This is a genomic window from Halomonas sabkhae (assembly GCF_030409265.1).
GTDB lineage: Bacteria > Pseudomonadota > Gammaproteobacteria > Pseudomonadales > Halomonadaceae > Halomonas > Halomonas halmophila.
Genome location: NZ_JAUFPM010000010.1, coordinates 24,181 through 38,456 on the forward strand (window position 1 = coordinate 24,181; position 14,276 = coordinate 38,456).

The 14,276-nt window shown below is 65.9% G+C and carries 9 protein-coding genes; 8 read left to right on the forward strand and 1 reads right to left on the reverse strand.

Annotated elements, in window-relative coordinates:
- Positions 1–194 precede the first annotated feature (194 nt).
- From dnaE to tilS, 3 genes are all read left to right on the forward strand, one after another.
- Positions 195–3,704 (forward strand): DNA polymerase III subunit alpha, encoded by a 3,510-nt coding sequence (gene dnaE / locus QWY79_RS07950; protein ID WP_290271601.1) that lies wholly within the window; start codon positions 195–197, stop codon positions 3,702–3,704.
- Positions 3,705–3,857: 153 nt separating this feature from the next.
- Positions 3,858–4,811, forward strand: coding sequence for an acetyl-CoA carboxylase carboxyl transferase subunit alpha (gene accA, locus QWY79_RS07955; RefSeq protein ID WP_290271602.1), 954 nt, complete (start codon positions 3,858–3,860; stop codon positions 4,809–4,811).
- A gap of 25 nt (positions 4,812–4,836) precedes the next feature.
- A complete protein-coding gene (tilS, locus tag QWY79_RS07960) occupies positions 4,837–6,117 on the forward strand; it encodes a tRNA lysidine(34) synthetase TilS (protein WP_290271604.1) in 1,281 nt (426 codons plus the stop codon).
- 18 nt (positions 6,118–6,135) lie between these two features.
- On the opposite strand, the gene ppx is transcribed toward tilS, so the two are convergent.
- Positions 6,136–7,671, reverse strand: coding sequence for an exopolyphosphatase (gene ppx, locus QWY79_RS07965; protein ID WP_290271606.1), 1,536 nt, complete (start codon positions 7,669–7,671; stop codon positions 6,136–6,138).
- A 447-nt stretch (positions 7,672–8,118) separates the two neighbouring features.
- Here ppx and rho point away from each other — a divergent pair, with 447 nt between their 5' ends.
- From rho to QWY79_RS07990, 5 genes are all read left to right on the forward strand, one after another.
- Positions 8,119–9,378, forward strand: coding sequence for a transcription termination factor Rho (gene rho, locus QWY79_RS07970; protein ID WP_290271607.1), 1,260 nt, complete (start codon positions 8,119–8,121; stop codon positions 9,376–9,378).
- Positions 9,379–9,492: 114 nt separating this feature from the next.
- Positions 9,493–10,986, forward strand: coding sequence for a 4-hydroxy-3-polyprenylbenzoate decarboxylase (ubiD, locus tag QWY79_RS07975; protein ID WP_290271609.1), 1,494 nt, complete (start codon positions 9,493–9,495; stop codon positions 10,984–10,986).
- Positions 10,983–11,762, forward strand: a complete 780-nt coding sequence (locus QWY79_RS07980) for an NAD(P)H-flavin reductase (RefSeq protein WP_290271611.1) — start codon at positions 10,983–10,985, stop codon at positions 11,760–11,762. Before ubiD ends, QWY79_RS07980 begins: the two co-directional genes overlap by 4 nt.
- Positions 11,759–12,472, forward strand: coding sequence for a dihydromonapterin reductase (folM, locus tag QWY79_RS07985; protein WP_290271612.1), 714 nt, complete (start codon positions 11,759–11,761; stop codon positions 12,470–12,472). Before QWY79_RS07980 ends, folM begins: the two co-directional genes overlap by 4 nt.
- Before the next feature lie 540 nt (positions 12,473–13,012).
- Positions 13,013–14,080 (forward strand): 3-deoxy-7-phosphoheptulonate synthase, encoded by a 1,068-nt coding sequence (locus QWY79_RS07990; protein WP_290271615.1) that lies wholly within the window; start codon positions 13,013–13,015, stop codon positions 14,078–14,080.
- The last annotated feature ends 196 nt before the right edge of the window (positions 14,081–14,276 follow it).

Sequence of the window (14,276 nt, forward strand, 5' to 3'; positions counted from 1 at the left end):
TGAGGAGCGCCGGGGACGGGCCGCTCGGGAGGTCCGATTCCAAGTAAGGAATCGGTAGCGTACAGGGAAGTATTTACAGCGCCTCCCGGGAGGTCCGCCGCCGGATGAGCGTGAATTGGGTAGGTTGCCCGGTGCCAATTCACATCCATGCGGTCACAAGTCCCCATTATGCAACGACAAAACCCGAGTTCACCATGACCACACCCTTCGTTCATCTGCGCGTTCACAGTGAATTCTCTCTCGTCGATGGCCTGGTGCGTCTCAAGCCCTTGATCAAGACGACCGTGGATCAGGGCACGCCGGCCATCGCCCTGACCGACGAGGCCAACCTCTTTGCCCTGGTCAAGTATTACACCGGGGCGCAGAGCGCGGGCCTCAAGCCGATCATCGGCAGCGACCTGTGGCTGGCCAACCCGCATGACGCGGACCATCCCTATCGCCTGACGCTGCTGGCGATGAGCGATATCGGCTACCGCAACCTTACCGAGCTGATCTCGCGCGGCTGGGTCGATGGTCAGCGCCAGGGGCGGGCCGTCCTGCAACGGGACTGGGTGATGGAGCAGAGCGAAGGGCTGATCGCGCTCTCCGGCGGGCGCGAGGGGGATGTCGGCCGCCACCTGCTGTCGGACCATCACGGCGAGGCGCGCGCCCTGCTGGATGAGTGGAACGCCGCCTTCCCGGGCCGCTACTACCTGGAGCTGACGCGAACCGGGCGGGCCCTGGAGGAAGACTGCGTGCACCGCTCGGTGGAACTGGCCATCGATACCCAGACGCCGGTGGTGGCGACCAATGATGTGCGCTTCCTCGAGCGCGAGGACTTCTGGGCCCACGAGACGCGCGTCTCCATCGGCGAAGGCAAGCCGCTGGACGACCCGCGCCGCGAGCGTCGCTACAGCGAGGAACAGTACCTCAAGAGCCCGGCGGAAATGGCCGAGCTGTTCTCGGACATCCCCGAGGCACTGGAGAACAGCGCGCTGATCGCGGCGCGCTGCAACGTGGAGGTGCGTCTCGGCGAAATCTTCCTGCCCGAGTACAGCATTCCCGAGGGCATGACCCAGGAGGAGTTCTTCCGCAAGGTCTCGCATGACGGCCTGACCGAGCGCCTGGACTTCCTCTACCCGGCGGCGCGCTACCCGCGCGAGGGGGCCGAGTATGCCGAAATCGACGCCCGCTACCGCGAGCGCCTCGACTTCGAGCTCAACATCATTCTGCAGATGGGCTTCCCCGGCTACTTCCTGATCGTCATGGACTTCATCCAGTGGGCCAAGGACAACGATGTCCCGGTCGGTCCCGGACGCGGCTCGGGCGCCGGCTCGCTGGTGGCCTATGCCCAGAAGATCACCGACCTCGACCCGCTGCAGTATGACCTGCTGTTCGAGCGCTTCCTCAACCCGGAGCGTGTCTCCATGCCCGACTTCGATGTCGACTTCTGCATGGAGAAGCGCGACCGGGTCATCGAGTATGTCGCGGAGCGCTATGGCCGCAATGCCGTCTCGCAGATCGTCACCTTCGGCACCATGGCCGCCAAGGCTGTGGTGCGCGACGTGGCGCGGGCGCAGGGCAAGCCCTATTCGCTGGGCGACAAGCTGTCCAAGCTGATTCCCTTCGAGGTCGGCATGACACTGGGCAAGGCGATCGAGGATGAGCCGCAGCTCAAGGACTTCCTGGAAGCCGATGACGATGCCCAGGAAATCTGGGACATGGCTCTCAAGCTGGAGGGCATCACCCGCGGCACCGGCAAGCACGCCGGCGGGGTGGTCATCGCGCCGACCAAGCTGACCGACTTCTCGCCGCTGATCTGCGATGACGATGGCAGCGGCCTGCGCGTCCAGTACGACAAGAACGACATCGAGGACGCCGGCCTGGTCAAGTTCGACTTCCTGGGCCTGCGTACCCTGACCATCATCGACTGGGCCCTGGAGATGGTCGACAAGGTGCGTGCCGCGCGTGGCGAGGGCGCACTGGACATCGACACCATCCCGCTGGATGACGTGCCCACCTTCGACATGCTCAAGAAGGCCGAGACCACGGCCGTCTTCCAGCTCGAATCGCGTGGCATGAAGGAGCTGATCAAGCGCCTGCTGCCCGACTCCCTGGAAGACATGATCGCCCTGGTGGCGTTGTTCCGTCCCGGCCCGCTGCAGTCGGGCATGGTCGATGACTTCATCAACCGCAAGCATGGCCGGGCCGAGGTCGCCTATCCGCACCCCGATTACCAGCACGACCTGCTCAAGCCGGTGCTCGGGCCGACCTACGGCATCATCCTCTATCAGGAGCAGGTGATGCAGATTGCCCAGGTCATGGCCGGTTACAGCCTCGGCCAGGCCGACATGCTGCGGCGTGCCATGGGCAAGAAGAAGCCCGAGGAAATGGCCAAGCAGCGTGCCGGCTTCATGGAAGGCTGCGAGGCCAATGGCCTGGATGCCGACCTGGCGGGCAATATCTTCGATCTGGTGGAAAAGTTCGCCGGCTACGGCTTCAACAAGTCGCACTCGGCGGCCTATGCCCTGGTGTCGTACCAGACGGCCTGGCTCAAGGCGCACTATCCTGGTCCCTTCATGGCGGCGGTGCTGTCCACCGAAATGGACAACCTCGACAAGGTGGTGCCGCTGATTGAGGAGTGTCGTCACCTGGGGCTCACCGTGACGCCGCCGGATGTCAATGTGGGCGGCTACAAGTTCACCGTCGACGTCGAGGGTCGGGTGATCTATGGCCTGGGTGCCATCCGCGGGGTCGGCGAAGGGCCCATCGGCGCCATCGTCGAGGCCCGCGACGCCGAGGGCGAGTTCCGCGACCTGTTCGACTTCTGCCGGCGCATCGACCCGCAGCGCATGAACAAGCGCACGCTCGAGGCGCTGATCCGGGCCGGCGCCCTCGACAACCTGGGGCCCAGTCGCGCCGTGCTGACGGCGTCGCTGGACGATGCGCTCAAGGCCGCCGCCCAGAACCAGGCCAACCAGGACATCGGCATGATGGACATGTTCGGTGACGCCTTCAGCGAGGCCCCCGATGACGCTGACGCCGACGTCTATGTGGATTATCGGCGGGTGCGCGAGTGGACGGACAAGCAGCGCCTCGCGGGGGAGAAGGACACCCTGGGTCTCTACCTCACCGGCCACCCCATCGATGAGTACGAGCAGGAGCTGGCGCGCTTCGTCTCCACGCGCATCGTCGACCTCAAGCCTTCCCGCGAGCCGCAGCGGGTCGCCGGGCTGGTCGTCGGCGTGCGTACCATGAAGTCCAAGCGGGGCGACACCATGGCCTTCGTGACCCTGGACGACCGCACCGGCCGCATCGAGGCGTCATTGTTCGGCGACCTCTTCGATGCGCTGCGCGGGCGCATCGATACCGACCAGGTGCTGATCGTCGAAGGCGAGGTGTCGACCGATGACTATTCGGGTGGCCTGCGCCTGCGTGGCAAGGACATCACGCCCATGGTCGACGCGCGAACCCGCTATGGCCAGGCCGTCGAGCTGTCGCTGGATGCCGCCGGCGTCAATGGCCGCCTGATCGACAGCCTGCGCGACAGCCTGACGCCCTACTGTGATGACAAGGGGCTGCCGGTACGCCTGCGCTATCGCAACGCCAGGGCATCGGGCTGGCTGGAACTGGCCGAGCAGTGGCGCGTGCAGCCCACCGATGAGCTGCTGGTCGCCCTGCGCGAGGTGCAGGGGCAGGATGGGGTGCGTCTGAAGTACCGCTAGGCATTCACTGCTCGACGGCATCAAGCGCCGCGCTGTAGCCGCCACCCCTGTATCCGGTGACGTGTCTTGCGTGGGATTGTCAGGGTGCGATAATGCGCGACAATCGATGTATTCTCTCCGGTCACTCTGCGGCCGATGAAACAAGGCTAGATCATGAATCCGAACTACCTAGATTTCGAACAGCCCATCGCCGAGCTTCAGGCCAAGATCGAAGAACTGCGCATGGTCGGTACCGACAGCCAGGTCAGCCTGAGCGACGAGATCGGCCGACTCGAGGACAAGAGTCGCAAGCTCACCGAGTCGATCTTCAAGGACCTGAGCGCCTGGCAGGTGTCGCAGCTGTCGCGGCACCCCCAGCGTCCCTACACCATGGACTACCTGGAGCACGTCTTCAGCGACTTCGACGAGTTGCACGGGGATCGTCGTTTCGCCGATGACGCGGCCATCGTCGGCGGGGTGGCGCGCCTGGACGACAAGCCGGTGATGGTCATCGGCCACCAGAAGGGGCGCGACGTTCACGAGAAGGTACGCCGCAACTTCGGCATGCCGCGCCCGGAAGGCTATCGCAAGGCCTGCCGGCTGATGGAGATGGCCGAGCGCTTTCACATGCCGGTGCTGACCTTCATCGACACGCCCGGCGCCTACCCCGGCATCGATGCCGAGGAACGCGGCCAGAGCGAGGCCATCGCCCACAACCTGGGTGTCATGTCGCGCCTCCGGACGCCGATCATCTCGACCGTGGTCGGCGAGGGTGGTTCCGGCGGTGCCCTGGCCATCGGCGTCTGCGATGAGCTGACCATGCTGCAGTATTCCACCTACTCGGTGATCTCTCCGGAAGGCTGCGCCTCGATCCTGTGGAAGAGCTCCGACAAGGCCTCCGAAGCGGCCCAGGCCATGGGCATCACCGCCGAGCGTCTCAAGGAGCTCGGCTTCGTCGACAGCCTGATTCCCGAGCCGCTGGGCGGCGCCCACCGCCAGCCCTCGGTGATGGCCGAGCGCATCAAGACGAGCCTGCTGGAGAGCCTGGAGCGTCTCGAGGCCATGGACACCGATGCACTGCTGGAGCGGCGGTACGAGAAACTGATGAGCATCGGCGCCCCGGCCTGAGCTCGTTGCTGCGCTCGGCCATGCCATGAGTCCCGAGACCTCGTCCCTGCAGAATCTGATCGATGATGCCCTGGCGGAAACCCCGCCGGGGCATTGTGTCTGGGTGGCGCTGTCCGGCGGGCTGGATTCGTCCCTGCTGCTGACGCTGGCGGTGGAAGCGTGTCGTCGCCACCCGCGGCCGCTGCGGGCCGTGCATGTCCATCATGGCCTGCAGGCGGCGGCGGATGACTTCGAACAGCATTGCCGGGCGTTGTGCGCCGCCCTGGCGGTACCGCTGCATGTCGAGCGCGTGAGCGTCGACACCGCCACCGGCGAAGGCCTGGAAGGCGCGGCCCGTCGGGCTCGTCAGCAGGCCTTCGCGCGGCGGCTGGCGGCGGGCGACACGCTCTGGCTGGCCCAGCATCGCGATGATCAGGCCGAGACCTTCCTGCTCGCTGCCCTGCGCGGCGCCGGGGTCCGGGGGTTGGCCGCCATGCCGGGCAGCCAGGCACGGGCCGGCCTGCAACACCAGCGCCCCCTGCTGGGGACGTCCCGGGCCGCCCTGGAAGCCGAGGCGGCGAGGCGGGGTATCGACTGGGTCGAGGATCCTACCAATCAGGATACCCGCCAGGATCGCAACTTCCTGCGTCATCGGATTGTGCCGCTGCTCCGCGAGCGCTGGCCGGCCGCGGGGCGCTCCCTGGCGCGCAGTGCGGCCTGGGCCGGAGAAGCCGAGACGCTGCTCGGCGAGCTGGCGGCCGAGGACCTGACGCGCCTGGGCGGGTGCGCGGAACGCCTGCGCCTGGCGGATCTGTGGCAGCTGTCGGCATCGCGCCGGCGCTTGTTGATTCGCCATTGCCTCGCGCTGCAGGCCTTGCCCTTGCCGCCGGCCGGCCGGCTGGAAAGCCTGCTGGAGCAGCTGGAGGCCCGCCAGGATGCCGGGGTGTGCGTGCAGTGGCCGGGTGCCGAGGCCCGCGTGTGGCGCGGTAGCCTGTACCTGCTGGCGCCGCGGCCTGCCTTGCCGTCCGGCTGGCGCGCCGCATGGCAGGGGCAATCCCCGCTCGTCACGCCGCTGGGCGAATTTGGCATGATGCTGGCTCACTGCAGTGGCGAAGCCGTGGAGCTGGTGCTGACCCCGCGAGCGGGCGGGGAACGCCTGCGCCTGGCCCGCCGTGGTCAGCGTGACCTCAAGCGATTGCTGCAGGAGTGGGATATTCCGCCCTGGGAACGCCGACGCTGCTGGGTGGTCTGGTGCGCGGAGCGCGTCGTCGCGGTGGGGCATCCGGATGGCTGGCTGGCGCTGGCCGAGGGCTGGCGAGCGCCGTGAGCCGGTCGGTGGCCGGGATCAGTTGAGCGACAGCTCCAGCCCGGCGGCCTTCTGGTAGGCGATTTCATCCTCGAGGTCGGCCAGCAGCAGGTTCAGGTCCTCGCTTTCGTCACAATGCAGCGCAAGCGCCTCGCCCGAGGCCTGGAGTCGGGGCAGGGCCGGCGCCTGCTCGGGGCGTGAATGATTGATCACCACGGCCAGCCGTAGCAGCCGCGCCAGGCGTGAGTGCGAGCGCTGTTCCGACTTGGGCAGGGCCTGCCATTCCTTGACCGGGAACTTGCGCCGGTGCGCTCGCACCAGGAAGGCCAGCAGGCGCTGCTCCGGCCGCGAGAAGCCCGAGAGGTCGGAATTTTCCAGCAGATAGGCGCCGTGGCGATGAAACTGGCTGTGGGAGATGGCCTGGCCGATCTCGTGCAGCCGGCTGGCCCATTCCAGGAAGCGTGCCTGGTCGTCGTCCAGTTGCCAGGCGTCGCGTACCTGATCCAGCAGGCCGATGGCCGTGGTGGCCACGTTGTCGGCCTGGCGGATGTCGACATTGTAGCGCTGGGTCAACTCCTCGAGTGCCTGGTGGCGCGGGTCTTCCGGGCTGTTGCGGCCGACCAGGTCATACAGCACGCCTTCGCGCAGGGCGCCGTCCGAGTAACGCATTTCCTCCAGGTCGAAGGCCTCGAAGATGGCGCTCAGAATGGCCACACCGGCCGGAAAGACGCGTGCCCGGTCGGCCTTGAGGCCACTCATCGAGATCTTGTCCAGGCGCTTGCACTTGAGCAGTCGCTTGCGCAGGTCGAGCAGCCCCTTGCGGGTAATGACGCCTTCGGGCGACTTGCCTTCGGCGGCGATGACCGCTGCCGTTGCCTTGATGGTGCCGCTGGAACCCACCGGGTCGAGCCAGCCGACCTTCTGGTAGGGGCGGCGGATATTGGCCAGTTCCGAGAGAGCGGCCAGCTCGGCGCGGCGCATGCGCTTCTCGCTGAGCTCGCCATTGCTGAAAAAGCGCCGCGTGAAGGTCACGCAGCCCATGGTCAGGCTTTCCAGCGCCAGGGGCTCGAACTGCTCGCCGATGATCAGCTCGGTGGAACCGCCACCGATATCGACAATCAGACGACGCCCGTCCTCGGCCAGGGCGTGGGCCGCGCCCAGGTAGACGAGGCGGGCTTCCTCGCGACCGGCGATGATCTCGATGCGGGTGCCCAGCAGGGTCTCGGCGCGCTCGATGAAGGCCTGGCTGTTGTCGGCGCTGCGCAGCGCATTGGTGCCGACCACGCGCAGGTTGCGTGGCGTGATGCCCTCGAGGAAGGGCGCGAAGCGGGCCAGGCAGTCGAGTGCCCGGGTCATGGCGGCTTCGTCGAGCAGGCCATCGTCGCCGACACCATCCGCCAGCTGGACCTTCTCGCCCTTGCGGGCCACGACCTGTAGTCGGCCGTTGTGGTAGTTGGCGACCAGCAGGTGGAAGCTGTTGGACCCCAGGTCAATGGCAGCGAGCCGCCGGGGGGCGTCGTGCAATGCGGAAGTATCGCCGGTGGTAGCGTTCTGGCGGTCCTGGAGCGCGGTCATGGAGAGTCCTTCAGATGGATTGGCTAAAGGTTGCGGGCGCCTTTGAAGCTTGTCAATCGTTCGTCGACGCGCCGGGCACGAGGGGCTTGCGTTTCCTGTTCGCGTTGACTAGTATCGGGGCGTTCGCCTGTTCCCAATGCTTCCCGACCGCTCAACGGCGATGGCGCCGCGGTCAAGCTCCAAGTCGTCAGAAAGCCCACTGCATCAGTTGGTGTGCCAGGCCTTGAGCCGCCTCGACTGATTCAGGCGAAACTAGCCTGCTCCCTCGATATACGTTCATGGCAGACATCCCCCTTCGCGGCGGTTGTCCCTGTTTGGCCATCGAATATTGACATGCAAGAGCAGCCTGTCCGGGTTCTGAACGCATCTCGATGGCGCTTTCGTCTCGCCAACAGTCCATCTCGGCGCATATCGCCCGGCTTTCAAGAGCAACGTCTGAACACACCGATGAATCTTACCGAACTCAAGCAAAAGCCCGTGCCGGACCTTCTGGAGATTGCCCGTGAAATGGGCATCGACAATCTGGCGCGCTCCCGCAAGCAGGACATCATTTTTGCCATTCTCAAGAAGCACGCCAAGAGCGGCGAGCCGATATACGGGGATGGCGTACTGGAGATCCTGCAGGACGGGTTCGGCTTTCTGCGCAGTGCCGACAGTTCCTACCTGGCCGGCCCCGACGACATCTATGTCTCTCCCTCGCAGATTCGACGCTTCAATCTCCGCAAGGGCGACTCCATCTCCGGCAAGATTCGGCCGCCCAAGGATGGCGAACGCTACTTCGCGCTGTTGAAGGTCAGTCAGATCAATTTCGACAAGCCCGAGAACGTCAAGCACAAGATTCTCTTCGAGAACCTGACGCCGCTGTTTCCCCAGGAACGCATGCGCATGGAGATCGGCAATGGCTCCACCGAGGATCTGACCTCGCGGGTGATCGATCTCACCGCGCCCATCGGCAAGGGCCAGCGCGGCCTGCTGGTGTCGCCGCCCAAGGCGGGCAAGACACTGATGCTGCAGAACATCGCGACCTCGATCACGCGCAACAATCCCGAGTGCCACCTGATCGTGCTGCTGATCGACGAGCGGCCCGAGGAGGTCACCGAGATGTCGCGCACGGTGCGGGGCGAGGTGGTGGCGTCGACCTTCGACGAGCCGCCGGCACGCCACGTCCAGGTCGCCGAGATGGTCATCGAGAAGGCCAAGCGCCTGGTCGAGCACAAGCGCGACGTGGTGGTCCTGCTCGACTCCATCACGCGTCTGGCGCGCGCCTACAACACCGTGGTGCCGTCCTCGGGCAAGGTGCTGACCGGTGGTGTCGACGCCCATGCCCTGGAGAAGCCCAAGCGCTTCTTCGGTGCGGCACGCAACATCGAGGAAGGCGGCAGCCTGACGATCGTGGCCACGGCGCTGGTCGATACCGGCTCGAAGATGGACGAGGTGATCTTCGAGGAATTCAAGGGGACCGGCAACATGGAGGCCCACCTCGACCGCAAGCTGGCCGAGAAGCGTGTCTATCCGGCGCTCAACATCCGGCGCTCGGGTACCCGCCGCGAGGACCTCATCGCCTCCGAGGAAGAGATGCAGCGCATGTGGATCCTGCGCAAGCTGCTCAACCCCATGGAGGACGTGGCCGCCACCGAGTTCCTCATCGACCGCCTGAAGGACACCAAGACCAATCTGGAGTTCTTCGAGGCCATGAAGAAGCGCTGATCGATGCCATGCCGCCCGTGATCCCGCGATGCGCGTCGCGGGCCAGGCACAGCATCCCCGGGGGGCAGCATGCTATGCTGCCCCTTTTGCATTTCTGGAAACGGAACAGCCCCCATGAAATACAAGGATCTGCGCGAGTTCATTGCAGCGCTGGAGGAGCAGGGCGAGCTGCAACGCGTGACCGCCGAGGTGGATCCCTATCTCGAGATCACCGAGATCTGCGACCGTACCCTGCGGGCCGGCGGGCCGGCGCTGCTGTTCGAGAACGTCAAGGGGCATGACATGCCCCTGCTGGGCAACCTCTTCGGTACGCCGAAGCGGGTGGCCATGGGCATGGGTCAGGACTCCGTCGCGGCCCTGGGCGAGATCGGTGAACTGCTGGCCTTCCTCAAGGAGCCGGAGCCGCCCAAGGGGTTCCGCGATGCCCTGGACAAGTTGCCGGTATTCAAGCAGATCATGAGTATGGGGCCCAAGACGGTGCGGCAGGCGCCGGTGCAGGAACGGGTCTTCGAGGGCGAGGATGTCGACCTGGACCGCCTGCCGATTCAGCATTGCTGGCCCGGTGATGCGGCGCCGCTGGTGACCTGGCCGCTGGTCGTCACCCGCGGGCCCAGCAAGTCGCGTCAGAACCTGGGCATCTATCGCCAGCAGAAGCTGTCGCACAACCGACTGATCATGCGCTGGCTGTCGCACCGCGGCGGGGCGCTGGACTACCAGGAATGGTGCGAGGCCCATCCCGGTGAACCCTTCCCGGTGGCCGTGGCCCTGGGGGCCGATCCGGCGACCATCCTGGGCGCCGTGACGCCGGTGCCGGATACCCTGTCCGAATACGCCTTCGCCGGGCTGCTGCGCGGTTCGCGCACCGAGCTGGTCAAGTGCGGGCACTCCGATCTGCAGGTGCCGGCTTCCGCCGAGATCATCCTCGAGGGGGTCATCCATCCCGGGGATACTGCACCGGAAGGCCCCTACGGCGATCACACCGGCTATTACAACGAGGTCGAGGAATTCCCGGTCTTCACGGTGACGCGCATGACCATGCGCCGTGATGCCCTCTATCATTCCACCTATACCGGACGTCCCCCGGATGAGCCGGCCGTGCTGGGGCTGGCGCTCAACGAGGTGTTCGTGCCCATCCTGCGCCGGCAGTTCCCGGAAATCGTCGACTTCTACCTGCCGCCCGAGGGCTGTTCCTACCGCATGGCGGTGGTGACCATGAAGAAGCGTTACCAGGGCCATGCCAAGCGCGTGATGATGGGAGTCTGGAGCTTTTTGCGCCAGTTCATGTACACCAAGTTCGTGGTAGTACTCGATGATGACGTGGATGCCCGCGACTGGAAGGACGTGATCTGGGCCATCACCACCCGCATGGACCCGGCCCGCGATACCGTGATGGTCGAGAATACGCCCATCGATTACCTGGATTTCGCCTCCCCGGTGGCGGGGCTGGGTTCCAAGATGGGGCTGGACGCCACCAGCAAGTGGCCGGGCGAGACCGAGCGCGAATGGGGGCGGCCCATCACCATGGACCCGGAGGTCAAGTCCCGGGTTCAGGCGCGCTGGGACGAGCTGGGCATTGAACTTCCCGATACCGACAAGAGGCATGCATGACGGCCAAGACTCTTACCTGCCGGGTGTCCGAGGTCGAGGACCTCACGCCCGATGTCTTTCGCGTTTATCTCGAGGGGCGTGCCGAGGCCGTGGCGCATGCGGCCGGCCAGTACCTCGAGGTGGAACTCGGCGAGGGGGAATGGGTGCCGTTTTCCATTGCCAATGCCCACGGCGGCGATGGGCGTATCGAGCTGCACATTCAGCACTGGCCCGAGCGCAGCAACTCCACCCGCCTGCGCGAGATGATGATGGTGGCCGAGCATCTGACCCTGCGCCTGCCCGGTGGCGACTGCATGCTCGATCCGGACAGCCAGCGGCCGTTGTTGCTGGTGGGCGCCGGGACCGGCTTCGCCCAGATGAAGGCGATTACCGAGGCGGCACTGGCCGAGGACCCGCAGCGCAATATCGAGATCTGGTGGGCGGCCAAGGAGCGTCGTGACTTCTATCTCGAGAGCCTGCCCCGGGCCTGGGCCGAGCGGTTTACGCAGGTACACTTCCATGCGGTCAGCGAGGCCGAGCTGCCGGCCGACTTCGCGGATAGCCGTGTGCACGGCCATCAGGGGCGGGTCGATGCGGTGCTGGCGGAACGCCTGTCGGATGTGTCCGCCCATGATGTCTATCTCTCCGGCTCGCCGGGCATGGTCTATGCCTGTGTCGATGTGCTGGCCTCCTGCGGACTGGTGCCATCGCGTGTCTTCTCCGATGTCTTCGCCTATGCCCCACGCGACCCGCTGGTGCCGACGGTCGGCAGCCTGATTCGCGAGAGCGGGGCATGAGCGCGGCGCCGATCCTGATCACCGGTGGCGCCCAGCGCCTGGGACGCCATTGTGCCGAACGGCTGTGCGATGACGGCCACCCGGTGATCATCAGCTACCGCCGCGAGCGGCCGGCCCTCGACGCCCTGCGCGAGCGCGGCGTCATCACCCTGCCGGCCGATTTCAGCAGCGAGGCGGGCATTCGCGACTTCATCACCCGGCTGCGGGACACCACCGATGCCCTGCGCGCCATCGTCCACAACGCCAGCGACTGGCTGCCCGATACCCTCGGCGAAGAGGCCGGCGCCAACTTCGAGCAGCTGTTTCGCGTGCACATGCTGGCGCCCTACCTGATCAACCTCGAGGCCCATGATCTGCTCGAGGCGTGTGGCGAGCCATTGCGTGACATCGTGCACATGACCGACTACGTCGCGGCGCACGGCTCGCGCAAGCATCTGGCCTATGCGGCATCCAAGGCCGGGCTGGAGAATCTGACCCTGTCGTTCGCCGCGCGCTATGCCCCGGCGATACAGGTCAATGCCATCGCACCGGCGATGATCATGCTGGGCGAGGACGATGACGAAGCCTATGCCGAGAAGGCGCGGGCGAAGTCGGCGCTGGGCACCATTCCCGGTCCGGGGGTGGTCTACGAGAGTCTGCGTTATCTGCTCGACAGCCGCTACATGACGGGGGTGACGCTGCCCCTGGATGGCGGACGCCATCTGCGTTGAAGAAAGCGCCGGGCGTGACCGGCAGCTGGTGCTTGTCATCGACGCCGTGACACGGCAGGATGGGCTTAGACATCAGGAGATGACCATGACGCCGAATCGCTGCTCAGATACTTGCCTTACCGCCCTCCAGGCGGCGTGTGCTGGTGTGAACAGCGGTCATGGCGGCTATTGGCCGGGTTTTCGCTATTGGTTTAGCGACCGCGTGCCGCTGGTCATGTCCTGACGCCAGTATCTGTCGAGGACATCACCGCGAGGCACGCTCAGCACGGGTTGCCTCTCCTGCGAAACCCCCGGACGGCAACCCCGCCCGGGGGTTTCGCGTTGTATCCCCGGTAATCCTCCAATCGCTCGCATCAAGGAGCTCATCATGACCGCCAACCATCGCTTGCATGCCGAATGTCGCTTTCCGGGTCGGGACTATTACGGCTATGACTGGCGATTTAGTGGTACGCGGTCGGGCATGGATGCCACCTCCGACCGTGAGTCTGCCGGTGGCACGACGACTGCCAAACGATGTTCACGCCCACGGAGTTGAGCCCCATGAATGCCAGCGTTTCCCCTCTTGCCGAGGACACCCTGAAGACGCCTCGAGCCGATGAAGCCGTCCTGCCCACCCCGGCGTCACTGCGCCAGCAGATTCCGCTTGCCAGCACCCTGGCGAACCGCATCCAGCAACAGCGCCAGGCGATTCGCGACATCCTGGAAGGCCGGGATGATCGTCTGCTGGTGGTCGTCGGCCCGTGCTCGATTCATGATCCCGAAGCCGCGCTCGACTATGCGCGACGCCTCGCCGCCCTGACGCCGCACATCGATGACCGCATCCTGCCGGTGATGCGGGTCTATGTGGAGAAGCCGCGGACGACCGTGGGCTGGAAGGGCCTGGCCTATGATCCGGAGCTCACGGGCGACGGCGACATGAGTCGGGGACTGGCACTGTCGCGGCGTCTGATGCGCGATATCGCCGAACTGGGACTGCCGGTGGCCACCGAGCTGCTGCAACCCATGCTGGCGCCCTATCTGGATGACCTGCTGTCCTGGGTGGCGATCGGTGCGCGCACTACCGAGTCACAGCTGCATCGCGAGCTGGCCAGCGGCCTGGAGGCCGTGGTCGGTTTCAAGAACGCCACCAACGGCGATCTCGGTGTGGCCCTGGATGCCATGCAGGCGGCCCGGCACCCTCACCAGCATTTCTCGATGTCTCCCCAGGGAGCCCCCGTGGTGCGTGACACCGCGGGCAACCCGCACACCCATGTGGTACTGCGCGGCGGTCACGGCGAGCCCAACTATCAGGCCTCTCATGTGGCCGCCAGTCGGCGCGCGCTGAGCGATGCCGGCCTGGCGCCACGCCTGATGGTCGACTGCAGCCACGCCAACGCACGCAAGGACCATCGCCGCCAGAGCGAAGTGCTGCTCGATGTGCTGGGGCAGCGCCTGGCCGGCGACGACTCGCTCATCGGCCTGATGCTCGAGAGCCACATCCATGAGGGCAAGCAGCCCCTGGCTCCCGGCCAGCTGCGTTACGGCGTCTCGGTGACCGACGCCTGCATCGGCTGGGAAACCACCGAGCACCTGCTGACCACCGCCGCCGAGAGGTTGCGCCGCGGCTAGCGCCGCCTCGAGAGCGAAGAGGGAGAAGAGGGATGAACGGCGCTGCGCGCCTGGAAGAGGGAAGAACGCGGCTAGGTGCCGCTTGAAGCAGGAAGAACGGCGCTGCGCGCCTGGAAGAGGGAAGAACGCGGCTCGCGCCGCTTGAAGAAGGAAGAAAACCCTTGACGCCATACACCCTGGCACCAGCCTGGCTTCT

Excerpts from the sequence above, each read along its gene's own strand:
- dnaE (WP_290271601.1), top strand. The coding sequence starts at position 195 with ATGACCACACCCTTCGTTCATCTGCGCGTTCACAGTGAATTCTCTCTC.
- accA (WP_290271602.1), top strand. The coding sequence starts at position 3,858 with ATGAATCCGAACTACCTAGATTTCGAACAGCCCATCGCCGAGCTTCAG.
- tilS (WP_290271604.1), top strand. The coding sequence starts at position 4,837 with ATGAGTCCCGAGACCTCGTCCCTGCAGAATCTGATCGATGATGCCCTG.
- ppx (WP_290271606.1), bottom strand. The coding sequence starts at position 7,671 with ATGACCGCGCTCCAGGACCGCCAGAACGCTACCACCGGCGATACTTCC.
- rho (WP_290271607.1), top strand. The coding sequence starts at position 8,119 with ATGAATCTTACCGAACTCAAGCAAAAGCCCGTGCCGGACCTTCTGGAG.
- ubiD (WP_290271609.1), top strand. The coding sequence starts at position 9,493 with ATGAAATACAAGGATCTGCGCGAGTTCATTGCAGCGCTGGAGGAGCAG.
- QWY79_RS07980 (WP_290271611.1), top strand. The coding sequence starts at position 10,983 with ATGACGGCCAAGACTCTTACCTGCCGGGTGTCCGAGGTCGAGGACCTC.
- folM (WP_290271612.1), top strand. The coding sequence starts at position 11,759 with ATGAGCGCGGCGCCGATCCTGATCACCGGTGGCGCCCAGCGCCTGGGA.
- QWY79_RS07990 (WP_290271615.1), top strand. The coding sequence starts at position 13,013 with ATGAATGCCAGCGTTTCCCCTCTTGCCGAGGACACCCTGAAGACGCCT.